The 21,851-nt window shown below is 64.7% G+C and carries 16 protein-coding genes; 4 read left to right on the forward strand and 12 right to left on the reverse strand.

The features are described 5' to 3' along the window. Window positions 1-54: 54 nt before the first annotated feature. The 3 genes from BMY68_RS04010 to BMY68_RS04020 form a co-directional block, all read right to left on the reverse strand. Window positions 55-1,419, reverse strand: coding sequence for a glutamine synthetase family protein (locus BMY68_RS04010; RefSeq protein ID WP_062825419.1), 1,365 nt, complete (start codon window positions 1,417-1,419; stop codon window positions 55-57). 480 nt (window positions 1,420-1,899) lie between these two features. Further along, a complete protein-coding gene (locus BMY68_RS04015) occupies window positions 1,900-2,559 on the reverse strand; it encodes a methyltransferase family protein (RefSeq protein ID WP_009043282.1) in 660 nt (219 codons plus the stop codon). A 372-nt stretch (window positions 2,560-2,931) separates the two neighbouring features. Next, window positions 2,932-3,834 carry a LysR family transcriptional regulator gene (locus tag BMY68_RS04020; RefSeq protein WP_085530488.1) on the reverse strand — a complete coding sequence of 301 codons (903 nt, stop codon included), beginning with the start codon at window positions 3,832-3,834 and terminating at the stop codon, window positions 2,932-2,934. Window positions 3,835-4,017: 183 nt separating this feature from the next. Between BMY68_RS04020 and BMY68_RS04025 the strand changes: the two genes are divergently transcribed. Then, window positions 4,018-4,662, forward strand: a complete 645-nt coding sequence (locus BMY68_RS04025) for a hydrolase (RefSeq protein ID WP_092160408.1) — start codon at window positions 4,018-4,020, stop codon at window positions 4,660-4,662. Between the two features lie 143 nt (window positions 4,663-4,805). Here BMY68_RS04025 and BMY68_RS04030 read toward each other — a convergent pair whose 3' ends face one another. Continuing rightward, on the reverse strand, window positions 4,806-5,135 hold the full coding sequence (locus BMY68_RS04030; protein WP_009043285.1) for a hypothetical protein: 330 nt from the start codon (window positions 5,133-5,135) through the stop codon (window positions 4,806-4,808). Window positions 5,136-5,704: 569 nt separating this feature from the next. On the opposite strand from BMY68_RS04030, the gene BMY68_RS04035 reads away from it, so the two are divergent. Further along, window positions 5,705-8,065, forward strand: a complete 2,361-nt coding sequence (locus tag BMY68_RS04035; RefSeq protein WP_175534824.1) for a DNA polymerase II — start codon at window positions 5,705-5,707, stop codon at window positions 8,063-8,065. A 32-nt stretch (window positions 8,066-8,097) separates the two neighbouring features. Here the strand turns inward: BMY68_RS04035 and BMY68_RS04040 are convergent, their stop codons facing one another. Beyond that, window positions 8,098-8,394, reverse strand: a complete 297-nt coding sequence (locus BMY68_RS04040; protein WP_085531523.1) for a hypothetical protein — start codon at window positions 8,392-8,394, stop codon at window positions 8,098-8,100. A 278-nt stretch (window positions 8,395-8,672) separates the two neighbouring features. Here BMY68_RS04040 and BMY68_RS04045 point away from each other — a divergent pair, with 278 nt between their 5' ends. Continuing rightward, window positions 8,673-10,106 (forward strand): serralysin family metalloprotease, encoded by a 1,434-nt coding sequence (locus BMY68_RS04045; protein WP_085531522.1) that lies wholly within the window; start codon window positions 8,673-8,675, stop codon window positions 10,104-10,106. A gap of 119 nt (window positions 10,107-10,225) precedes the next feature. On the opposite strand, the gene BMY68_RS04050 is transcribed toward BMY68_RS04045, so the two are convergent. Together BMY68_RS04050 and BMY68_RS04055 are read right to left on the reverse strand one after the other, a co-directional pair. Next, on the reverse strand, window positions 10,226-11,848 hold the full coding sequence (locus tag BMY68_RS04050; protein WP_085531520.1) for an MFS transporter: 1,623 nt from the start codon (window positions 11,846-11,848) through the stop codon (window positions 10,226-10,228). Between the two features lie 210 nt (window positions 11,849-12,058). Further along, window positions 12,059-13,705 (reverse strand): GMC family oxidoreductase, encoded by a 1,647-nt coding sequence (locus BMY68_RS04055; protein WP_085531518.1) that lies wholly within the window; start codon window positions 13,703-13,705, stop codon window positions 12,059-12,061. Between the two features lie 132 nt (window positions 13,706-13,837). Here BMY68_RS04055 and BMY68_RS04060 point away from each other — a divergent pair, with 132 nt between their 5' ends. After that, on the forward strand, window positions 13,838-14,731 hold the full coding sequence (locus tag BMY68_RS04060; protein WP_085531516.1) for a LysR family transcriptional regulator: 894 nt from the start codon (window positions 13,838-13,840) through the stop codon (window positions 14,729-14,731). Window positions 14,732-14,914: 183 nt separating this feature from the next. On the opposite strand, the gene BMY68_RS04065 is transcribed toward BMY68_RS04060, so the two are convergent. From BMY68_RS04065 to BMY68_RS04085, 5 genes are all read right to left on the reverse strand, one after another. Further along, window positions 14,915-16,792: a DUF3857 domain-containing transglutaminase family protein gene (locus tag BMY68_RS04065; RefSeq protein ID WP_085531514.1), complete on the reverse strand. Its 1,878-nt coding sequence runs from the start codon at window positions 16,790-16,792 to the stop codon at window positions 14,915-14,917. 374 nt (window positions 16,793-17,166) lie between these two features. Next, window positions 17,167-17,562, reverse strand: coding sequence for a YybH family protein (locus BMY68_RS04070; RefSeq protein ID WP_085531512.1), 396 nt, complete (start codon window positions 17,560-17,562; stop codon window positions 17,167-17,169). 17 nt (window positions 17,563-17,579) lie between these two features. Then, a complete protein-coding gene (locus tag BMY68_RS04075) occupies window positions 17,580-18,680 on the reverse strand; it encodes a DNA alkylation repair protein (protein ID WP_085531510.1) in 1,101 nt (366 codons plus the stop codon). A 202-nt stretch (window positions 18,681-18,882) separates the two neighbouring features. Beyond that, window positions 18,883-20,706 carry a monovalent cation:proton antiporter-2 (CPA2) family protein gene (locus tag BMY68_RS04080; RefSeq protein WP_085531508.1) on the reverse strand — a complete coding sequence of 608 codons (1,824 nt, stop codon included), beginning with the start codon at window positions 20,704-20,706 and terminating at the stop codon, window positions 18,883-18,885. A gap of 218 nt (window positions 20,707-20,924) precedes the next feature. Further along, on the reverse strand, window positions 20,925-21,815 hold the full coding sequence (locus tag BMY68_RS04085) for a LysR family transcriptional regulator (RefSeq protein ID WP_009043295.1): 891 nt from the start codon (window positions 21,813-21,815) through the stop codon (window positions 20,925-20,927). Between the last annotated feature and the right edge of the window lie 36 nt (window positions 21,816-21,851).

The raw sequence follows: 21,851 nt of genomic DNA on the forward strand, positions 1-21,851 counted from the left end.
CTGTTCTCGAATTTTTATTGGGGCCGGGCCGGCGCCGTGACGCCGGCCAGCGCGTCACGCCTGGGTCAGGTACCAGCGCCAGTCCTGCTCGCCGACTTCGGCCATGAACTGGCGGTATTCGGCGCGCTTGACCGCCAGGTAGACCCCGAGGAATTCGCTGCCCAGGGCGTCGCGGGCCCAGGTGGAATTTTCCAGGGCGGTCAGCGAGGTCAGCCAGTCGGTGGGCAGCAGTTCGCTGGCCTGGGCATAGCCGTTGCCTTGCACCGGATCGCCCGGATCGAGTTGTTCGCGCAGGCCGCGATGGATCCCGGCGAGGATCGCCGCGGCGGCCAGGTAGGGGTTGGCGTCGGCGCCGCAGATGCGGTGCTCGATATGCCGGCTGTTGGCCGGACCGCCCGGCACCCGCAGGCTCACGGTGCGGTTGTCGACGCCCCAGGTCGGCGCCAGCGGCGCGTAGCTGTTGGCCTGGAAGCGGCGGTAGGAGTTGGCGTTGGGGCAGAACAGCAGCAGCGAGTCGAGCAGCGACGCGAGCATGCCGCCCACCGCCTGGCGCAGCAGCGGGGTGCCGGCCGGGTCTTCGGCGGCGAACAGGTTGTGGCCCTCGGCGTCGGCGATGCTCACATGCATGTGCATGCCGGTGCCCGCCAGGTCATCGAAGGGCTTGGCCATGAAGGTTGCCTGCATTCCGTGCCGGTGGGCCACGGCCTTGACCAGGCGCTTGTAGCGCACCGCCTGGTCCATGGCCTCCAGGGCGTCGCCGTGTTCCAGGGTGATTTCCACCTGGCCCGGGGCGTATTCGGAGATCGCCGTGCGCGCCGGGATACCTTGCAGTTTGCAGGCGGCGTAGAGGTCGGCGAGGAAGGGTTCGATCTGCTCCAGCTCGCGCAGGCCATAGACCTGGGTGTGCCGTGGCCGGCCGCCGTCGGCGTCCAGCGCCGGTTGCGGGCGGCCGTTGCTGTCGCGCTTGGCATCCAGCAGGTAGAACTCCAGCTCGCAGGCCATCACCGGGTAATACCCCTCGGCCTTGAGTTGGTCGATGACCTTGATCAGCAGGTGGCGCGGGTCGGCGATGCTGGCCGGCAGGCCTTCCTGCGGGTGCATGCTGACCTGCACCGCGGCGGTGGGGATCTGCCGCCACGGCAGGCGCACCAGGCTGCCGGCCAGGGGGTAGGCGCGGCAGTCGATATCGCCGACGTCCCAGACCAGCCCGGAGTTTTCCACGTCGTCGCCCTGCAGGGTCAGGCCGAGGATGGTGCTGGGCAGCGGCCGGCCGCTTTCATAGACCGCCAGCAGTTCCTCGCGGTGCAACAGCTTGCCGCGCGGCACGCCGTTGGCGTCGAGGATGAACAGCTCGATCATGTCGATATCGGGGTTGGCGGCCAGGAAGCTACGGGCCTCGTCAAGGGCTGCAAATTTCATGGTTCTCTCGCTTGCGCCATGGCGGCGCGCAGGTTCGGTTCATGCAGCGGCGCTGGCAGGGCCCGGTTGCAATGGCAGATAGCAAGGCGGCAAGGCTCGACGCGCAAAGGCGCGCGTTCAGAGCGAAAGCGAGAGGTCCGGAGGGCGCGAGGAATGACGCAGGCGGGAGCGGCACAGGGCCATGGGCAGGTTGACCAGCAGTTTCATCGCCGGGCCCCGGGGTTGCCGTGGAGATCGCCGTGGGTGCGTTGCGTTGTTGCCGTTCCAATGCCGATGCCGAGGCGGCTGCACGAGGCAGCAGCGCGGGGCTGGCAGGGCGGGCGGCAACACAAGGCGTTCATCGGCCGGCGGATCTCGTCAAGAATTCACGGACATTTCGTGCAAGTGAGGTTCACTGTTTTACCGGGACTGGTCCTCGCTGCCAAGGGGCGCGTCACAAAATATTTAACACCGCCCCCGGCAGCCCGACGGAAAAAATCCTCAGTAAACCCACGGCACCAGGCGCCAGGTGTAGGCGCAGTAGGTGTCGTATTGCTTGCCGAATTCTTTGCGCAGCAAGGCTTCTTCGGCGTGGATGCGGGCAATCAGCGGGATCAGCATCAAGGCGGTCAGCAGCAGGCCGACCCCGGAGCGGAAGGCCAGGGCCCAGCCCACGCAATTGATCAGCAGCCCCAGGTAACTCGGGTTGCGCAGGGTGCCGTAGATGCCGGTGGTCACCAGCTGATGGCCGGGCTGGATCGCCACCAGGCCACTGAAGCGCTTGCCCAGCACGAACACCGGCCACAGCCGCAATATGCCGCCGCCGATAAAGAACACCACGCCGAACCAGCGCACATCGGTGCTACCAAAGGTCCAGAAGTCCAGGCGGTCGGTATAGGCGGGAAGAAAGGCCAGCAACAGCCCGAGGATGCCGAAGGCGACGAGGACCCAGCGGTTTTCCCGGTCTTCCTGTTTGCCGGGGCTCAGGTTGCCTTCGCTGAACTGGGCAACAAAGGCCATGGCCAGCAGGGACAGGGTAATGACCCACAACGCCGGGTGGGAGAAAAACGCCACCGGTCCGCCCATGCCGAGGATGGCCAGGCCGAGGTAGGCGAGGGTAGCGATCAGGCTGAGCGCCGCGAGTTGGGGAGAGTTACGCATGATGGCCCCTCACGAATGCCGAGGTGTATGCCTTCAGTGTAGGTCCATCGTCGAGACAGCCCAGGTCGCCCGCGGCACCGCGTCGCCTGCATCGCCGGCAAGCCTGGCTCCTACAGAAGAGGGGGTGTTCACGCATGTCTGTAGCCGCTGCCGAGCAGCGCGAGGCTGCGCTCGAGGACGAAGTCCTCGCAAAACCTGCGCATGCGGTTTGCCTGTAGGAACGCGGTGCCTGGTTTTGCGGCCCCTGCGGTGCCGATCGCAGCCTCGCGGGCTCGGCAGCGGCTACAGGGACGCCATGGTGTTCCCGGCTTCTGTAGGAGCGAGGCTTGCCCGCGAGGCGGTGTATCTGACACCCCATCTCGCCTGGATCACCTACGGATGCACAGGCGGTTTCTCCGCCAGTTGGGCGACCAGGAACTCGATAAAGGCCCGGGTCTTCTGCGGCACGCGCCGGGCGGACGGGTACACCGCGTGGATGCTGATCGGCGGAGCCTGCCATTCGCACAGCACCGGCACCAGGCGGCCGGCGGCCAGGGCGTCGGCGACGATGAAGTCGGGCAGCAGGGCGATGCCCATGCCGGCCTCGGCGGCCTGGGCCAGCAGGTCGCCGTTGTTGGCGTGCAGCGGGCCGGTGACGTGGACGCGCTGGGTGTCCTTGCCGTTGCTCAATTGCAGGCTGACCCCGCTTTGCAGGTAGCCGTAGTTCAGGCACTGGTGGGCGGTCAGGTCGCGGGGCGTCTGCGGGGTACCGGCGCGCTTCAGGTAATCCGGCGAGGCCACCATGATCCGCGGCGCCGGGGCCAGCAGCTTGGCGACCATCGACGAGTCGGCCAGGCTGGCGATGCGAATGGTCACATCGAAGCCGCCGCGCACCGGGTCCACTTGCTGGTCGCTGAGCACCAGCTGCAATTCGATGTTCGGGTGCTGCTCATGAAACAGCGGCACCAGCGGCCCGAGACGACGCAGGCCGAAGGACATCGGCGCGTTGACCCGCAGCACCCCGCGCAATTCGCCGATGCCGTCCCGGGCCCGTTGTTCGGCCTCGTCCACGGCGGCCAGGACTTCCCGCGCCGACTCGTAGTACTCGGCGCCGGCTTCGGTCAGATGCAGGCTGCGGGTAGTGCGATGCAGCAGCTGAACGCCGATGGCTTCCTCCAGCGCCTGGATCTGTTTGCTGACTTTCGAGCGCGGCACGTCCATGGCCCGGGCCGCGGCGGCGAAGCCGTTGGCGTCGACCGTGACGACAAACGCGCGCATGCATTCGATGCGATCCATGACTGTCCCTTTTTTGGAATCAATGATTCTCGATTTTAGGGAATTGTTGCTTTTTATTCCAACCCCTAAATTAGCCACCAAGCCGGCCGCACAGCCTCCCGCAGCGGAACCCGCGCCGAGCTCCCGAATTGTGCAACTCAACGCTTTAACCCACTTAGCTATCGACAGCAAAAGGAACGCGCCATGTCTATCCGTGAACTGCTCAACCCAACCAACTCCGCCCTGATCCTGATCGACCACCAGCCGCAGATGTCCTTCGGCGTGCAGTCGATCGACCGCCAGACCCTGAAGAACAACACCGTGGGCCTGGCCAAGGCGGCGAAGATCTTCAACGTGCCGACCATCTTCACCTCGGTGGAAACCGAGAGCTTCAGCGGCTACATCTGGCCGGAACTGCTCAGCGTGTTCCCCGACCACCAGCCGATCGAGCGCACCTCGATGAACTCCTGGGAAGACAAGAAACTGGTGGAAGCAGTCAAGGCCACCGGGCGCAAGAAGCTGATCATGGCCGCGCTGTGGACCGAGGTCTGCCTGAACTTCCCGGCCCTGGAAGCCCTGGCCGAAGGCTACGAGGTGTACATCGTCACCGACGCATCCGGCGGCACCACCCAGGAAGCCCACGACATGTCGGTGCAGCGCATGATCCAGGCCGGCGCGGTGCCGGTGACCTGGCAGCAAGTGCTGCTCGAATTCCAGCGCGACTGGGCGCACAAGGACACCTACGACGCGGTGATGGACCTGGTGCGCGAGCACAGCGGCGCCTACGGCATGGGCGTGGATTACGCCTACACCATGGTGCACAAGGCGCCGCAGCGTCAGGTCAAGTAAGTCTGCCGCCAAGGATAACGCGGTTTAGCAGAAACACCGCGTCGTCCAACTATCTGGCAAGTTGCAATAAAAAAGGGACGCTCTTATTGGAGCGTCCCTTTTTATTTAATGGATCAACGGTTAGCGACAACGACAAGTTGCACTTAGCAGAACCGGTCAATCACCCGAACTTCCGACTTGTTCTGCAGCGATTGCCATTCATTCTTCAGGGTATCGAATACCCGTCCGATGAAGTCCCTGTCGGCGGCGGCCTTCTTGCCGACGTAGCCCTGGCCACGGCGGTACATTTTCAGGCGGGCCAGCAGGTCCTGGTTGTTCTTGTCGAACTCTTCTTCATGGGCGTGGGGCGACAGGCAGTCGATATGGACCTGGCCAGACTTGGCAATCCAAAGGATGTGGCTGTCATGGCTGTCTTTCTGTGCCGCGAACAGATGAGACAGTTCATCAATAGTAGGTTGATTGTTCAGATTCATTTGTAAGCCCCTTGACCATTTCGATCTATCTAGTTGAGTCGCTAATTGATATCGCTACATCGGTAAGTTGAACCCTGATACCGGAAACAGGGCGACAGAGGGTGTCTGTCGGATACAGATAAGGCCCAGAGCCTGATGCGTGTAGTCGTCTTGATTAACTGCTACGCAATAGCGTCACAACGAAGAGAAGCAGCGTAAACCTGGATCAAGCTGCCGAAGTTTTCAGTTTCGGCCACAAGCATCTTGAGGAGTTTTCGCCAGCTTCCCGCCCTTTGTACTGGACGTTCATGCCAGGTCAGTTTCATCAATCTGCCTTGTGGGCAGTACACATCCGGGTTAACAGCTCGGCGGTCAGACGAGCTTGCTCATAACACCTTTGCCACGTCTCCCGATCGGGGAGACGCCTGCATCATGCAAGGGCAAATTCGCCTCGTCAACGGTTTTGTAGTGAAAATTTTCAAGCACTACATATTGTCCGACAAAACCTTTCGGCACATGAGCGGAACGGGCTATCGCGACCGAGGACAGGTAGAATCGAGACCTTGAAACAGGTGCTTGAGGTTGCAGTGGTGGATTTACAGCAGGGCTTCGTCCTGACCCGGCATTGGCGTGACACGCCGGCAGGCACGGAAGTCGAGTTCTGGTTGGCAACCGATGCCGGGCCGCGCCAGATCCGCTTGCCGGTGCAGACCTCCGTGGCCTTCATTCCCGCCGAACAGCAGGAACAGGCCCGGCGCCTGCTGGCCGACGATCGCGATGTGCAATTGCGCCCCCTGGACCTGTGCGACTTCCAGCACCGCCCGGTGCTTGGCCTGTACTGCCCGCAGCACAATCAATTGATCCGCCTCGACAAGACCCTGCGCCGTGTCGGGGTCGAGGTGCTCGAAGCCGATGTGCGGCCGCCCGAGCGCTACCTGATGGAGCGCTTCATCACCGCACCGGTGTGGTTTGGCGGCACCCCGGGCGAGGGCGGGATACTGCTGGAGGCGCAGATGAAACCGGCGCCGGACTACCGGCCGGCGTTGAAGCTGGTGTCGCTGGATATCGAGACCAGCGAGACCGGCGAGCTGTATTCCATCGCTCTGGAAGGCTGCGGGCAGCGCCAGGTGTACATGCTCGGCCGCGCTCGCGAGGACGACAGCGCGGTGGATTTCGACCTGGAGTTCTGCGCCAGCCGCGAGCAGTTGCTCGAACGGCTCAACCAGTGGCTGGCACGGCACGATCCGGATGCGATCATCGGCTGGAACCTGGTGCAGTTCGATCTGCGGGTGCTGCACGAGCACGCGCGGCGCCTGGCGGTGCCCTTGCGCCTGGGGCGCGGCGGCGAAGAGATGCAGTGGCGCGAACACGGCAGCCGTACCCATTATTTCGCTGCGGCCGCCGGGCGTCTGATCATCGACGGCATCGAAGCCCTGCGCTCGGCGACCTGGAGCTTCCCGTCGTTCAGCCTGGAAAACGTCGCCCAGACCCTGCTTGGCGAAGGCAAGTCGATCGACAACCCCTACCAGCGCATGGACGAGATCAACCGCATGTTCGCCGAGGACAAGCCCGCCCTGGCGCGCTACAACCTCAAGGACTGCGAACTGGTGACGCGGATTTTCGCCAAGACCGAGCTGCTCACCTTTCTTCTCGAACGGGCCACCGTCACCGGGCTGCCGGCCGACCGCAACGGCGGCTCGGTGGCGGCCTTCACCCACCTGTACATGCCGCTGATGCACCGCCAGGGTTTCGTCGCGCCGAACCTCGGCGAGAAGCCGCCACAAGCCAGCCCTGGCGGCTTTGTCATGGACTCGCGGCCGGGTCTCTACGAGTCGGTGCTGGTGCTGGACTACAAGAGCCTGTACCCGTCAATCATCCGCAGCTTCCTGATCGATCCGGTGGGGCTGGTGGAAGGCTTGCGCCACCCAACGGACGAGCAATCGGTGCCGGGCTTTCGCGGTGCGCGGTTTTCCCGCACCCGGCATTGCCTGCCCTCGATCGTCGCCCGGGTCGCCGAGAGCCGCGAAGTGGCGAAACGCGAACACAACGCGCCGCTGTCCCAGGCGCTGAAGATCATCATGAACGCCTTCTACGGTGTGCTCGGTTCCAGCGGCTGCCGCTTCTTCGATCCGCGCCTGGCGTCGTCGATCACTATGCGTGGCCACGAAATCATGCGCCGCACCCGCCAACTGATCGAGGCGCAGGGCCACAAGGTGATCTACGGCGACACCGACTCGACCTTCGTCTGGCTCGGCAGCGCCCACGCCGAGGTGGATGCCACGCGCATCGGCCGCGCGCTGGTGGCGCACGTCAACCAGTGGTGGCGCGATCACCTGCGCGATGAGTACGGCCTGGAAAGCGCCCTGGAGCTGCAATTCGAAACCCACTTCTGCCGCTTCCTGATGCCGACCATTCGTGGGGCGGAGGAGGGCAGCAAGAAGCGCTACGCCGGCCTGGTGACCCGCGCCGACGGCACCCAGGAGATGGTCTACAAGGGCCTGGAAGCGGTGCGCACCGACTGGTCGCCGCTGGCCCAGCAGTTCCAGCAGGAGCTGTACCAGCGGATCTTCCACCGCCAGCCGTACCAGGACTATGTGCGCGACTACGTGCGGCGCACCCTGGCCGGTGAACTGGACGAGCAACTGGTGTACCGCAAGCGCCTGCGCCGCCAACTGGACGATTACGAACGCAACGTGCCACCCCATGTGCGCGCCGCGCGGCTGGCTGACGAATACAACCAGCGGCAGGGCCGGCCCCAGCGTTATCAGAACGGTGGCTGGATCAGCTACGTGATCACCCTGGCCGGTCCCGAACCCCTGGAAAACCGCACTGCGGCCATCGATTACGATCACTACGTGACCCGCCAATTGCAGCCGGTGGCGGATGCCATCCTGCCGTTCGTGCAGGACGATTTCAGCACCCTGGTGGGTGGGCAGATGGGCTTGTTCTAGGAGGCGTCTCGGCTACACGTGCGTGAGTTGGCTCAGTCGTCGACCGAGGTGCAAATGCCGCTGGCACCCTGTTTGCCGCTGTAGGTCACGACCACCGAGTCGTCGTCCTCTACGCTGATGTCCACCGTGATGCCCGAGCCCTTGGCCTCGAAATAACGCTCGTTGACGGTCTTGGTCTGGGCCTCTTTGCCGTTGATGAACACCGGCCCGCCTTCGTCCGCGCTGACTGGAATGTTGCCCGGACAGTCGACGTTGAACAGCGGGATGCCTTCGGCGTGGGCGGCACTGGCAAGGATCGACAGGGCGCAGCTCAGGAGGATTTTTTTCATTGTGGACCCCTTCAGGAAACAGGCAGAAGCACGAGTGTGGCAGTGGTTCCATTAGCGCTGAAGCTTAGCGTATGGCACGCCGGGGCAGGGGCTGGGTTGCGATTTTAATGAGGCGCAAAGTCGCCCGGGCATATTGTCGGACAATAAAAATCGTGGACGCCACGCCGGGGTCTGTGTCAGTTTTTCCCCGCCTTGAATAGGGCGAGTGATAGGACGATCTCGCTAACAGGTCGCCGTGGTCTATCGGAAATTTTCAGCGTTGAACAAGGACGTAAATGATGTCAAAAGCCAAAGAAAATGCCGGTTTTTCGGCAGCTCCGGGCAGCGATGCCTACCAACTGATCACTGCCTTCAGCCATGCCTATGACCGTGGCGGCGCGGAGCTGGTGAATGGCAAGCCGTCGTACACCGCGGACCAGGCCGCCGAGCAGATCCTGCGCAAGGGCCTGTCCTGGCAGGACCAGAACGGCGACGGCAAGGTCGAGCTCAGCTACAGCTTCCTCACCAGCAAGCCGGCCAACTACAACCCGAACCTGGGCAGCTTCAGCGAGTTCAGCGCCTTGCAGAAAGCCCAGGCGTTCCTGGCCCTGCAATCCTGGTCGGACGTGGCCAATGTGCGCTTCAACGAAGCCGCGAGCGGCGGCGACGGGCACCTGAGTTTCGGCAACTACAGCGTCAGCACCGGTGGCGCGGCCTTCGCCTACCTGCCTTCGGGCAGCAGCTATGACGGCCAGTCCTGGTACCTGATCAACGATCAGTACCGGGTCAACGAAACCCCGGGCAACGGTAACTACGGTCGCCAGACCCTGACCCACGAAATTGGCCACAGCCTGGGCCTGTCCCATCCGGGCGCCTACAACGCCGGCAACGGCAACCCGACCTACAACGATGCCACCTACGCCCAGGACACGCGCGGCTACAGCCTGATGAGCTACTGGAGCGAGAGCAACACCGGGCAGGACTTCAGCAAGGACGGCGGTGGCGCCTACGCCTCGGCGCCGTTGATGGACGACATTGTCGCGGTGCAGAAACTCTACGGCGCCAACCACGAGACCCGCGCCGACGACACGGTGTACGGCTTCAACTCCAACACCGGGCGCGATTTCTACAGCGCCAGCTCGTCCGCCTCCAAGCTGGTGTTCTCGGTGTGGGACGGCGGTGGCAACGACACCCTGGACTTCTCCGGCTTCACCCAGAACCAGAAGATCAACCTCAACGAGGGCTCGTTCTCCGACGTCGGCGGCCTGGTGGGCAACGTGTCCGTGGCCCACGGCGTGACCCTGGAAAACGCCATTGGCGGCTCGGGCAACGACCTGCTGATCGGCAACGCTGCGGCCAACATCCTCGAGGGTGGTGCCGGCAACGACATCCTCTACGGTGGCGGCGGTCGCGACACGCTATGGGGCGGGGCGGGGGCGGACACCTTCGTGTTCGGCGAGGCTTCCGATTCGACCCTGACCGAACCCGACTGGATCATGGATTTCACCAGTGGCCAGGACAAGATCGACCTCAGCGGCCTGGCGCCGTTCGCCTCGGGGCAGGCGACCCTGAACTTCGTCAGCGGCTTCACCGGCCATGCCGGCGACGCGATCCTGACCTACTACGCCGAGACCGACCAGACCAGCCTGCTGGTCGACCTCACCGGCCTGGGCGCGGTGGACTTCGCCGTGGGCACCGTTGGCCAGGCGGCGACCACCGATATCGTGGCCTGATCGACAGCAACGGAAGCGGCGCGCCATGGCGCGCCGTTTTTTTGCCAGGTGCCCTTGGCTGATGCTGAGCGCCCCAGGGCCTGCAGCCCTGCTTGGGGCGCTACCGTCAGCCGGGCTTTTCAGTTGTTGTCGATATCGACGTTGCGGGTCTCGCGCAGGCAGATCAGGCCGACGAGCAGGCTGACCCCGGTGATCACCACCGGGTACCACAGGCCGTAGAAGATATCGCCGGTGTACACCACCAGAGCGAAGGACACGGTGGGCAGGAAGCCGCCGAACCAGCCGTTGCCGATGTGGTAGGGCAGGGACATGGAGGTGTAGCGGATGCGGGTCGGGAACAGCTCGACCATCAGCGCCGCCAGCGGGCCGTAGCACATGGCGGCGATCAGGATCAGGGCGACGATCAGCACCACCACCATGGTTTTGTTGACGTTCTGGGTGTCGGCCTGTTGCGGGTAGCCGGCCAGGGTCACGGCGCCGCGCAGGGCCGCTTCGTCGAAACCGTCGAGCTGCACGTCGCCGACGCTGACCTGCACCGGGCTGCCGGCGGGCGCGGCGACGCTGGTGTAGGGCAGGCCCTGCTTGACCAGGAAGGTCTTGACCTTGTCGCACGGGCTGTCGAAACGCGCCTTGCCCACCGGGTCGAACTGGAAGGTGCAGGTGGCGGGGTCGGCCAGCACGCTGATCGGCGCCTGGCGGCTGGCCTGGTCGATGGCCGGGTTGGCGTAGTGGGCCAGGGACTTGAAGATCGGGAAGTACAGCGCGGTGGCCAGCAGCAGGCCGACCATCAGCACCGGCTTGCGGCCGATCTTGTCCGACAGCCAGCCGAAGAAGATGAAGAACGGCGCGCCGATCACCACGCTGATGATCAGCAGCATATTGGCCAGGGCCGGGTCCATCTTGAGGAACTGGGTGAGGAAGAACAGCACGTAGAACTGCGCGGCGTAGAAGGTCACCGCCTGCCCGGCGTTGATGCTGAACAGGGCGATCAGCACCACCTTAAGGTTTTCCCATTTGCCGAAGGACTCGCGGATCGGCGCCTTGCTGGCGCGGCCTTCTTCTTTCATCTTCAGGAAGGCCGGCGACTCGTGCAGGCTCAGGCGGATCCAGGTGGAAATGCCCAGCAGCACGATCGACAGCAGGAACGGCAGGCGCCAGCCCCAGACTTCGAACTGATCGCCGGTGAAGTAGCGGCAGCCCAGCACCACCAGCAGCGACAGCAGCAGGCCGAGGGTCGCGGTGGACTGGATCCAGCTGGTGTGGAAACCGCGCTTGCCCTGGGGGGCGTGCTCGGCGACGTAGGTCGCGGCGCCGCCGTATTCACCGCCCAGGGCCAGGCCCTGGAGCATGCGCAGGGCGACCAGGATGATCGGCGCGGCGATGCCGATGCTCGAGTAGGTCGGCAGCAGGCCCACGGCGAAGGTCGCCAGGCCCATGAGAATGATGGTGGCGAGGAAGGTGTACTTGCGCCCGATCATGTCCCCCAGGCGCCCGAACACCAGCGCGCCGAACGGCCGCACCACGAAGCCGGCGGCGAATGCCATCAGGGCGAAGATAAAGGCGGTGGTGTCGTTGACCCCGGCGAAGAACTGCTTGCTGATGACCGCCGCGAGGGCGCCGTAGAGGAAAAAGTCGTACCACTCGAACACCGTCCCCAGGGACGAGGCGAAGATGACTTTCTGGCTTTCCTGGCTGGTGGGCGCGGCGACCGCCGCGTCCATCGATTGAGCATGTTCCGACATATCGATATCCCTCACAGTGATTGTTTTTGTTGTTCCACTGTCGGCGCCAGCGTGGCGTCGCTATCTGTATCTTGTCGCTGTCTTGTGCATCTGTAGGTGTAGGAGCGAGCTGGCTCGCGATAATTCCTTGAGCCGTGCACCGCCCTTCAGGTCGTTATCGCCAGCAAGCTGGCTCCTACATGGATCTCATCGTTGCTGCTCCTGTGCGGATCAGGCCGGGGTGACGCTTGGTTTTTCGGCGGCAGGGCTCCTGGTCGAGGTGGCGAGAATCAGCTCGGCGGCCTTCTCGGCGATCATCAGCGTCGGCGAACAGGTATTGCCGGAGGTGATGTACGGCATGATCGAGGCATCGGCGATGCGCAGGCCGGGGATGCCATGCACCCGCAGCTCGGCATCGACCACCGCCTCCGGCCCGTGGCCCATGCGGCAGGTGCCCACCGGGTGGAAGATGGTGGTGCCGATGCGCGCGGCGGCTTCGTGCAGTTGTTCTTCGCTGCGCAACTCGGCCCCCGGCAGGTATTCGATCGGCTTGAAGGCCTGCAGGGCCGGCGCGGCGACGATGCGCCGGGTCAGGCGAATGGCGTCGGCGGCGACCCGCAGGTCCTCCGGGTGGCTCAGGTAGTTGGGCTGGATCAGCGGCGCCGCCTGCGGGTCGGCGGAGCGGATTTGCACTCGGCCGCGGCTTTGCGGGCGCAGGTCGCAGACCGACGCGGTAAAGGCCGGGAACGCATGCAGCGGTTCGCCGAAACGCTCCAGCGACAGCGGCTGCACGTGGTATTCGAGGTTGGCCGAAGTCTGTTCCGGTCCGGAGCGGGCAAACGCCCCCAGCTGGCTCGGCGCCATGGACAGCGGGCCGCTGCGGTCGTACAGGTAGCGCAGGCCCATGCCCATCTTGCCCCACAGGCTGCCGGCGATCTGGTTCAGGGTGCGGGCGTTTTCCAGTTTGTAGATCAGCCGCAGCTGCAGGTGGTCCTGCAGGTTGCCACCGACCCCCGGCAGTTCGTGGGCGACGCCGATGCCCAAGCGTTGCAGCAGCGCGGCGGGGCCGATTCCCGAACGCTGCAGGATGCTCGGCGAGCCGATGGAACCGGCGCTGAGGATGATTTCGCGACGCGCCTTGAAGGTCTGCGGCTGGCCCTGGTAGCGGGAGCTGAGCGCCGCCGCGCGGCCGTTTTTCAGGAGCACCCGATCGACCTCGACCCCGGTCAGCACGGTGAGGTTGGGCCGCTGGCGAATCGGTTTGAGGAAGGCCTTGGCGGCGTTCCAGCGCACCCCGGCTTTCTGGTTGACCTGGAAGTAGCCGCAGCCTTCGTTGTCGCCGCCATTGAAGTCATCGACGCTGGCGATGCCGCTCTGTTCGGCGGCGTTGCGGAAGGCATCGAGGATCGGCCACGACAGGCGCTGGCGCTCGACCCGCCATTCGCCGGCGGCGCCGTGGAATTGCGAGTCGCCGGCAAAGTGGTTTTCGCTTTTGCGAAACAGCGGCAGCACGTCCTGCCAGTTCCAGCCGGGGTTGCCGTCGGCGGCCCAGCGCTGATAGTCGCCGGCCTGGCCGCGCATGTAGATCATGCCGTTGATCGACGAGCAGCCGCCCAGCACCTTGCCGCGCGGGTAGCTCAGGCTGCGGCCTTGCAGGCCGGGTTCGGCTTCGGTCTTGAAGCACCAGTCGGTGCGCGGGTTGCCAATGCAGAACAGGTAGCCGACGGGGATATGGATCCAGGGGTAGTTGTCGCGGCCACCGGCTTCCAGCAGCAGGACGCGGTGGGCCGGGTTGGCGGACAGCCGATTGGCCAGCAGGCACCCGGCGGGACCGGCGCCGACCACTATGTAGTCGTAGGGATCAAAGGCAGGCAGCATCCATGACCTCGTTTTATCGTTCTTGTTGCGGCTCATCCTAGTTGTTAGCTTTCGTTAAAAGAATGTTAGTTTTTGCTCAGCCGCTGTGCGTTTTTAAACAGCGGCTCCCCCTGGCATTTGCAAGGAAGAGTCATGTTCGACTGGAACGACCTGCGGTTTTTTCTCGAGCTGCAACGCAGTGGCCGCCTGCTGACCGCGGCCCAGCGGTTGAAGACCACCCATGCCACGGTGGCCCGGCATATCGAGGCGATCGAGAAAAGCCTCGGCACCGCGCTGTTCGTCCAGCACGCCCAGGGCTATGAACTGACGCCGGCCGGGGAGGCGCTGCTCAAGCACGCCGAAGCCATGGAGAACGTGGCCTTGCTGGCCCAGGAGGAAATCACCCAGTCCACGGCGCCCCTGGGCAAGATCCGCGTGGGCGTCACCGAGGGCCTGGGCATCATGTTTCTCGCCAGCCGCATGCGCGGCCTGTTCGAGCGTTATCCGGGGCTGGAGGTGGAACTGGTGGCGGTGCCGCGTTTTGTCAGCATCCTCAACCGCGAGGCGGAAATCAGCATCCACCTGGAGCGGCCCAACGCCGACATGCTGGTGACCCGCAAGCTCACCGACTACCGCCTGGCCCTGTACGCCAGCCAGGACTACCTGGACCGCGCACCGCCCTTGCGCAGCCGCGAGGACCTGGGACGGCAAGCCTGGATCGGCTATGTCGACGACCTGCTGTTCAGCCAGGAGCTGATTTTCCTCACCAGCTTCTGCCGCAACCCCCAGGTGGTGTTCCACAGCACCAGCGTGATCGCCCAGCAACAGGCCGCGCGCTCCGGCCTGGGGATCGCCGTGCTGCCGTGCTACATGGCCGCCGGCGATCCGCAGCTGGTGCCCTTGCTGCCCGGCGAGAGCATCCAGCGCGCCTACTGGATCAGCACCCGCCGTGAGCTGCACAAGTCCGTGCGCCTGCGGGTGGTGTGGGATTACGTGGTCGAGCTGTGCGCGGCCGAGCAGGGCTTGCTGCTCGCCGAGCCGGCCTGATCGCAGCAAACACTGGCGTGCCTTTGTAGGAGCGAGCTTGCTCGCGATGGCCGCGAGAACGACGCGTTCATCCAGGCGATAGGCGTCATCGTTGACGTTTATCGCGAGCAAGCTGCGCTCCTACATGGACGGCGCCGAACTTGCAGGAGCCCAGCTTGCTGGCGGTGCAGGCGCCGCTGTGGCTCAGGCTTTCTTTGTGCCCTTGAGCTGGACCAGTTGCCGTGTTTGCTCGGCGCACGCCTTGGCCTGGCTGACCATGGCGTCGAACGGCGCGCTGATGATTTCATCGTGGCTCAGCCAGCGCTTTTTCTGGCTCAGGCGGTAGTGATAGAGGTACTCGCCCTTGACCCGTTCGCTGCTCAGGTCCATGTCGAACCAGGGCGAGCGCACGTTGCAGGCCTTGATGTCCTTGTCCAGCCGGGCACCGGAGAGGGTGAAGGTGTAGCGCAGGGTATTGGCGTCGCCGATGTACAGGTCCGCCAACTGGCCGTTGCGGCGGTAGTTGACCAGGAAGTCCCAGTCGCCCTCCAGGGCCGGGGCCTTGTAGAAGTAGTTGCCGGAGATGTTTTCCAGGGGCTTGAGGTCGGTCAGGGAGGCCTTGATCCGGTAGGTCGCGGGCGCGACGAAGGCGGTCGGCTCGCGGCTGATCTGGCAGTCGCGCAGTTCCCGGGTGAAGCGCTCGCACAGGCTCTGGTCGTTGCTGGCGATACCGTTCTGGTTGTCGGAGACCATCAGCCGCATCAGCTCCATATGGCTGAATTCGATACGCGCGTTGACCCGGGCCTGGCCGTTGCTGTCGAAGTGCTCCTGCTTGTCCAGCACGAGGCTGGTGTCCGGGGTTTCCAGGGGGATGTAGTCCTCGCGCACCTGGCCCTTGGCGTCGCTGACAAAGGCCCAGCGCTCCTGGATGTCGGGCATGCTGCGGCCCGGGTCGAACACCGGGTTGGTCGGGTCCAGCCACCACACTTTGCCATCGACCTCGGCCCGCACGATGGCGTGGTTCGGCGCGTGGGTGCCGGGGATCAACAGCGGCGCGACGACGTTCTCGCGGCTGACCCAGGCCGTCTCGGCCTTGATCCCGCTGGCCTTGAGCATGGCGGCCAGGAGCACCGCCAGGTCCTTGCAGTCGCCATAGCCGCGCTGCTCGATCTGCTTCAGCTCGAAGGGCAGATAACCGCGCTCGGTGGCGCGCCAGTCGCCCAGGTAGCGGTAGTTGTCGTTGATGTGCTGCATCAGCCCGGCCACTTTCTGCGCTGGCGGCAGGTCGCGCAGGCCGGCCACGGCCTTGGCGCTGGCCGGCGGCAGGGGCGCGGCGAGGATCTGCTGGTAGCGCTGGGCCAGGGGGCCGAAATAGTCCTGCACCTCGGTGCTGCTGCCCAGCTCGACCCGCGGCACCCGCTGGATAAAGCCGATCGAGGGTTCATTGATGTAGTTGAGGAAGACCGGCGCCTTCTGTTCGATGGTCAGCTTTTTGCGGTCGCTGCTGGCGGTAAAACGGTAGTCGTCCATCTGCTCGCTGCGCCAGACGATCGGGCGCGTGGCGCGGTAGGTGATCTTGAAGCTGTCCTGGCGCACCGGCTTGGGGCCGAACTGCAGCACCGAGTGGAACTGCTCCAGCAGCGGTTTGGCCGCGTAGTGCTGTTGCACGGTGTAGCTGAGCCGGGTGCCGACCCGCAGGTTGGGGAAGGCCAGGGACGTCTGTTTCTCGCGCAGGAAACCCTGTTCCGGATTCGGCGCGGTGCGCGTATCGATCTGCGCCGGCGCCAGCGCCACGGGCTTGCCGCCCGGCTGGGTGAATTCGGCCTTGCGCAATTCGAAGCCGTCGGTTTCGGCATAGCTGAAGTCGATGCGCGAAAGCATGTCCCGGCCCGCCGGGGTGAGGATGCTGTAGTGCTGGGTGGTGGTGCAGTCGCTGCTGTGGTCGGCGTTGAACTGGCATTCCATTTCGGAATCGGCGGCCAGGGCGGCTTCCGATTGCGGTTGATAGGCCGCAAAAGCTTGCCAGGAGAGCAGTCCGAGACCGGCGCAGATCAGGGGACGGTAAAGCGGAAAACGGTACATGAGCGCCTCGGGTGAATCATTGAAATCAGCCACGTCGCACCGGTCGAATCACCTGTGCCAGGGGCGTGGCTGGCGGGGGAGGCGCCAAATGATAATTTATCTCAATACGGATTTACACCATTGTCTGACAATTAGTCTTGGCTGAAAGGCCCGAGATAGAGCGGTTTCTTTGACTCAGTCGGGATTGTTGAACGGCAGGTGAGGGTGTCCGCAGTGTTGGGATTTTTCCTCGAAATAGCGTTTTTCTCCCCGCAGATATGGCGCAAAGCCATATCTGCGAGCTGAACAGTTCCAGGCGGTTTTCCGTTGTTTTTGCAAGAAGTGGCTTGGCTGATTTTGCGAAACAATTTGTTACGAGATCGCCGCCCGCTGGCTCAGCCGTCGAGCAGGTCGGTGCCGTAGGAGTTGTCGATCACACAGCGCCAGCCATCCGCCGGCTCATGGCGAAAGACATAGGTGGCGCGCCGTTCGAGGGTGCTGGCGATGCCATCCCGATCCAGGGTGTCGAGCAGGGTATGCATGATCACCAGCGCGGTGCCGGCGCCTTCGATGACCTGCATCGCGCCCTGCCGGACCACCATGCTGTGGTTGAAGTGCTCGGCGATGGCCACGAAGGCCCGGCGGATCTGTTCCTTGCCCCGGGCTTCCAGGCCCGGCTTGACCACCAGCGTGGCGTCCTCGGCGTAGAAATCCATCAGGCTGTCGAAGTCTTCGGCGGTGATGGCGCGGTCGGCGGCTTCGATCAGGGTTTTCAGCGGATGGGCCGGCATGGTCGCTCCTTGCGGTTTCAGTTGTGGATCTCGAACGCCGTGCTGCCCAGGCGTTCGCCGTTGACCAGGATATGCAGCATATGGCGCCCGGGATAGTGGCGGCGGGTGCTCAGTTCGCGGATGTGCTGGGCGCGGCCAAGTTGCTCCCGGGCCTTGGCCGGCAGGGTGAAGGCCTTGAGCTTGAACACCTTGGCGCGGGTGCCGCCCGAGGCCTTGACGTAGTCGATGGCGTAATCCACCACCAGGCGCTGGCTGGCGTCGGCAGTGGACTCCAGGGCAAAGGACAGGTTGATGCGTTCGCCCAGGCGAATCACCGCCGGCTCGACCCGCAGGCCATGCAGCGTCACCTGCGGCGCATGCCCGGCGCCGACGATCGCCAGCGCCCGGCGATGGCCCTGCTTGATCAGGCTGCGCAGGGCATGGCGGGCGATCCAGGCGGTGTGCGGGTTATCCAGCGGCCAGCCTTCGAGCAACCCCAGCAGCCAGTCGGGATGATCCTTGCTGATGTCGTTGAGGTGGTTGGCCACCGACTTGCGCACGTACAGGCTGGGGTCGGCCTTGAGGCATTCGAGGATAGGCACAGCCAGGGTCGGGTCGGCCTGGATCCGCTCCAGGCGGAACGACCAGGGCAGGCGCGGGCGGCTGCCTTCGCTGGCCAGGCGGCGCACATGCTCGTTGTCGTCCCGGGCCCAGTCCTGCAGCACCGCCAGGGTGCGCGACAGGTCGCTGGCGAGGAACGGGCGGATGGCGAATTCCGAGGAGCCGAAGGCGGTGAAATACTTGAGCGCCGCCATCGAGCGCTCGAAGGCGTGGCCGCCGTAACTGGCCACGTAGTGCGGCAGGAACATGCAGACGAAGCGGCTGTCCAGGCGCGGGGCGAGGTCGTACAGCCGTGCGAGGTTGGCTTCGTAGTCCGCCGGCAGCACCGCCTGCAGGCTCTCGCTGACCCGCGCCAGGCGCTGCATCACCGACAACTCGGCGAGGCCCTTGTTCGCGTGGGCGAGAAAGCCGCGGTGGTCGAACGCCGGGTACACCGCGAGCATTTTTTCGGCGATGTGTTCCAGGCGTTCGGCGTTGAAGATTTCCTTGAGGGCAGGGGGGTTGCTGGTGGCGGTCATCGGCGTATCCATTCGGGACGGGGCGCCGGGCACTGTAGCGCAGCGGGCTGACAGATTGTGTCAGGAGCCTGGGGGATGGAATCAGGCCCGACGCCATCGCGAGCAATCGAGCGCCGACCGGCTGCTCCTACAGGGATCGTGGTGTTTCTGTAGGAGCGAGCTTGCTCGCGAAAAAATCCGGCCACAGCGCGTGGCCCTATGTTCAGCGCGGCGCCGGCAACACGCCTTCGGACTGCTCGTCCTCGGCGTCGGCCTCGAACAGCCGCGCCAGCTCGGCCCGGGCCTCCTGGGCCGATTGCAAGATCTTCGCGTGGTCGTCGTAGATCGCGTGCTGGGCTTCGAGCACCTGTTCGTCGTGGGCGGTGAAGCGCTTGATCCGCGAGTCGGCCTGGGCGTGGGTCAGGCCCAGGCCGATCAGCGCCTTGCGGCTCATTTCCAGGCTGGAGTAATAGGTTTCCCGCACCGCCTCGGCTCCCAGGTCCACCAGCTTGTGCACGTGCTGGCGGTTACGGGCGCGGGCGATGATCTTGATGTGCGGGTAGAGCTTGCGCACCACCGCGGCGGTGTTGATGTTGGTCTGCGGGTCGTCGGTGGCGATCACGAAGTACTCCGCCTCGCCGACCTTGGCCGCCTTGAGGATTTCCGCGCGCATCGGGTCGCCGTAGAACACCGGCATGCCGCCGAAGCTGCGGGTCAGCTCGATGGTGTCGACCGAGGTGTCGAGGGCCACGAAAGGGATGTTCTGCGCCCGCAGGATCCGCGCGACGATCTGGCCCATCCGGCCCATGCCGGCAATCACCACCCGCGGCGCGTCGGTTTCGATCTCGCGGTATTCGGCGGGCATCTCCAGCGGCTTGGCCTTGGGCTGCAAGAAGCGCGCGCAGGCCAGGAGCAGCAGCGGGGTCACGGCCATGGACAGGGTGATGGTCAGCACCAGCAGGTCATACAGGCGCGCCTCGAACAGGCCCTGGTCGCGGCCGATCTTGAACACCACGAAGGCGAATTCGCCGCCGGCCGCCAGCACCACGCCCAGGCGCACCGCGCTCAAGCGTCCCAGGCCGCCGGCCAGGCGCCCGACCACGAACAGCAGCGGCAGCTTGATGGCGATCAGCAGCAGGGTTAGGCCCAGCACCGCGATCGGCGCGCTGAACAGCAGGCCGATATTGGCGCCCATGCCGACGCTGATGAAAAACAGCCCCAGCAGCAGGCCCTTGAAGGGTTCGATCTGCGCTTCCAGTTCGTGGCGATATTCCGAGTCCGCCAGCAGCAGGCCGGCGAGAAAGGCGCCGAGGGCCATGGACACGCCAACCATGTCCATCAGCCAGGCGGTGCCGATCACCACCAGCAAGGCAGTGGCGGTGGACACTTCCGGCAGGCCGGTGCGCGCCACCACCCGGAACACCGGGCGCAACAGGTAGCGCCCGCCGATCACCACCACGGCGATGCTGCCCAGCACTTGCAGGCCATGGCGCAGGTCTTCGGCGCTGCTGGTGTTGTGGTCGACCCCGGCCAATACCGGGACCATGGCGATCAACGGAATCGCCGCGATGTCCTGGAACAGCAGGATGGCGAACGCCAGGCGCCCGTGGGGGCTGGTCAGCTCCTTGCGTTCGGCCAGGCTTTGCAGGCCGAAGGCGGTGGACGACAACGCCAGGCCCAGGCCCAGCACGATCGCGCTGTTGAGCGGCTGGCCAAACAGGAACAGGGCGACGCAACCGATCACCACCCCGGTCAGCAGCACCTGGGCCAAACCGACGCCGAACACCGCTTTGCGCATCACCCACAAGCGCCGTGGCGACAGCTCCAGACCGATGATGAACAGCAGCAACACCACGCCCAGCTCCGACACATGGCTGATGCTCTGCGGGTTACCCACCAGCCCCAGCACCGCCGGGCCGATGATCACCCCGGCCAGCAGATAACCAAGCACGGCCCCCAGTTGCAGGCGCTTGGCCAGGGGAACGGTCAGCACCGCCGCGAACAGAAACACGACAGCGGCTTGCAACAGGTTGCCTTCATGGGGCATGGGCTTACTCCTGGGAAACGGGTATTGGGTGGTGCACGGAAAAAACGGCTGCGCCTCAGGCAACCGTTTGGCCCGCAGGTTCCATGGGGGGATGGCTGTGCAGCATAAAGTCTGGGGCCGGCGCAGTCAGCCGTTAATGGCCGATACGCCGCAGGTTGTCAGGCGCAGGTTGCAGTCATTCGTGCTCTTCGATACTGGCGTGCCTGCACCATCGACCGTTAATGCGGCCATTGCTCGAGCAGGATCGACACGAACTTTTCCGCGGCCGGCGACAGCGAGGCGCCGCGGCGGTAGACCAGGCCCAGGGTGCGGTTGACCACCGGTTCGCTCAGCGGAATGCTCACCAGGGTCGGGTGGTCGGCCGCGGGCATGGCCAGGCTGGGCATGGCCGACACCCCGAGCCCGGCCTCGACCATGCCCAGCGACGTGGACAGGTGCTGCACCTCGTAGAACCACTGGGGACGCCAGCTCAGGCCGGACAGGGCGTGGTCCAGCAGCATCCGGTTGCCGCTCAGGCGGCCGACGCCGATCAGTCGGTAATCGCTGAGTTCCGACCAGGTGACCGAGGCCTTTTTCGCCAGTTCATGGTCACGCCGGCACGCCAGTACGAAAGGTTCGTTGACCAGGGGCACGAACTCGATGTCCGGGTGCTGCCCGCTCATCATGTTGATGCCGAAGTCCGCTTCGCCGCGCAGCACGGCTTCCAGCCCTTCATTGGCGCTGAGGTCGAGCAGGCGGATGCGGATTTTCGGATAGCGCTCGTTGTAGAGACGGATCACCGACGGCAGGAAGTAGAAGGCCGCGGTGGGAATGCAGGCCAGGGTCACCTGGCCGATCTGCCGTTCCGCCAGTTCGCGGATATTGAGGATCGAGTCGTCGAAGTCATCCAGCAGGCGCCGGGCCTTGGGCAGGAAGTCCCGGCCGACGCTGGTCAGGCTGACCTTGCGCGTGGTGCGGTCGAGCAGGGCGGTGCCCAGGCCTTCCTCCAGCTTCTTGATCCGGCGGCTCAGGGCCGGCTGGGACAAGTGCAGGGCATCGGCCGCCTCGTGGAAACTTCCGAGTTCGGCGATTTTCACGAAGGATCTTATGTCCTGGAGCTCATATTCCATGTTTTCGTCTCAAGCGAAGGTGGGAAGGCAGCGCTG

The sequence above is a fragment of the Pseudomonas sp. NFACC41-3 genome (assembly GCF_900109505.1).
Classification (GTDB): Bacteria; Pseudomonadota; Gammaproteobacteria; order Pseudomonadales; family Pseudomonadaceae; genus Aquipseudomonas; species Aquipseudomonas chlororaphis.

Coding starts and splice junctions, on each gene's coding strand:
- BMY68_RS04010 (WP_062825419.1), bottom strand. CDS start 1,419: ATGAAATTTGCAGCCCTTGACGAGGCCCGTAGCTTCCTGGCCGCCAAC.
- BMY68_RS04015 (WP_009043282.1), bottom strand. CDS start 2,559: ATGCGTAACTCTCCCCAACTCGCGGCGCTCAGCCTGATCGCTACCCTC.
- BMY68_RS04020 (WP_085530488.1), bottom strand. CDS start 3,834: ATGGATCGCATCGAATGCATGCGCGCGTTTGTCGTCACGGTCGACGCC.
- BMY68_RS04025 (WP_092160408.1), top strand. CDS start 4,018: ATGTCTATCCGTGAACTGCTCAACCCAACCAACTCCGCCCTGATCCTG.
- BMY68_RS04030 (WP_009043285.1), bottom strand. CDS start 5,135: ATGAATCTGAACAATCAACCTACTATTGATGAACTGTCTCATCTGTTC.
- BMY68_RS04040 (WP_085531523.1), bottom strand. CDS start 8,394: ATGAAAAAAATCCTCCTGAGCTGCGCCCTGTCGATCCTTGCCAGTGCC.
- BMY68_RS04045 (WP_085531522.1), top strand. CDS start 8,673: ATGTCAAAAGCCAAAGAAAATGCCGGTTTTTCGGCAGCTCCGGGCAGC.
- BMY68_RS04050 (WP_085531520.1), bottom strand. CDS start 11,848: ATGTCGGAACATGCTCAATCGATGGACGCGGCGGTCGCCGCGCCCACC.
- BMY68_RS04055 (WP_085531518.1), bottom strand. CDS start 13,705: ATGCTGCCTGCCTTTGATCCCTACGACTACATAGTGGTCGGCGCCGGT.
- BMY68_RS04060 (WP_085531516.1), top strand. CDS start 13,838: ATGTTCGACTGGAACGACCTGCGGTTTTTTCTCGAGCTGCAACGCAGT.
- BMY68_RS04065 (WP_085531514.1), bottom strand. CDS start 16,792: ATGTACCGTTTTCCGCTTTACCGTCCCCTGATCTGCGCCGGTCTCGGA.
- BMY68_RS04070 (WP_085531512.1), bottom strand. CDS start 17,562: ATGCCGGCCCATCCGCTGAAAACCCTGATCGAAGCCGCCGACCGCGCC.
- BMY68_RS04075 (WP_085531510.1), bottom strand. CDS start 18,680: ATGACCGCCACCAGCAACCCCCCTGCCCTCAAGGAAATCTTCAACGCC.
- BMY68_RS04080 (WP_085531508.1), bottom strand. CDS start 20,706: ATGCCCCATGAAGGCAACCTGTTGCAAGCCGCTGTCGTGTTTCTGTTC.
- BMY68_RS04085 (WP_009043295.1), bottom strand. CDS start 21,815: ATGGAATATGAGCTCCAGGACATAAGATCCTTCGTGAAAATCGCCGAA.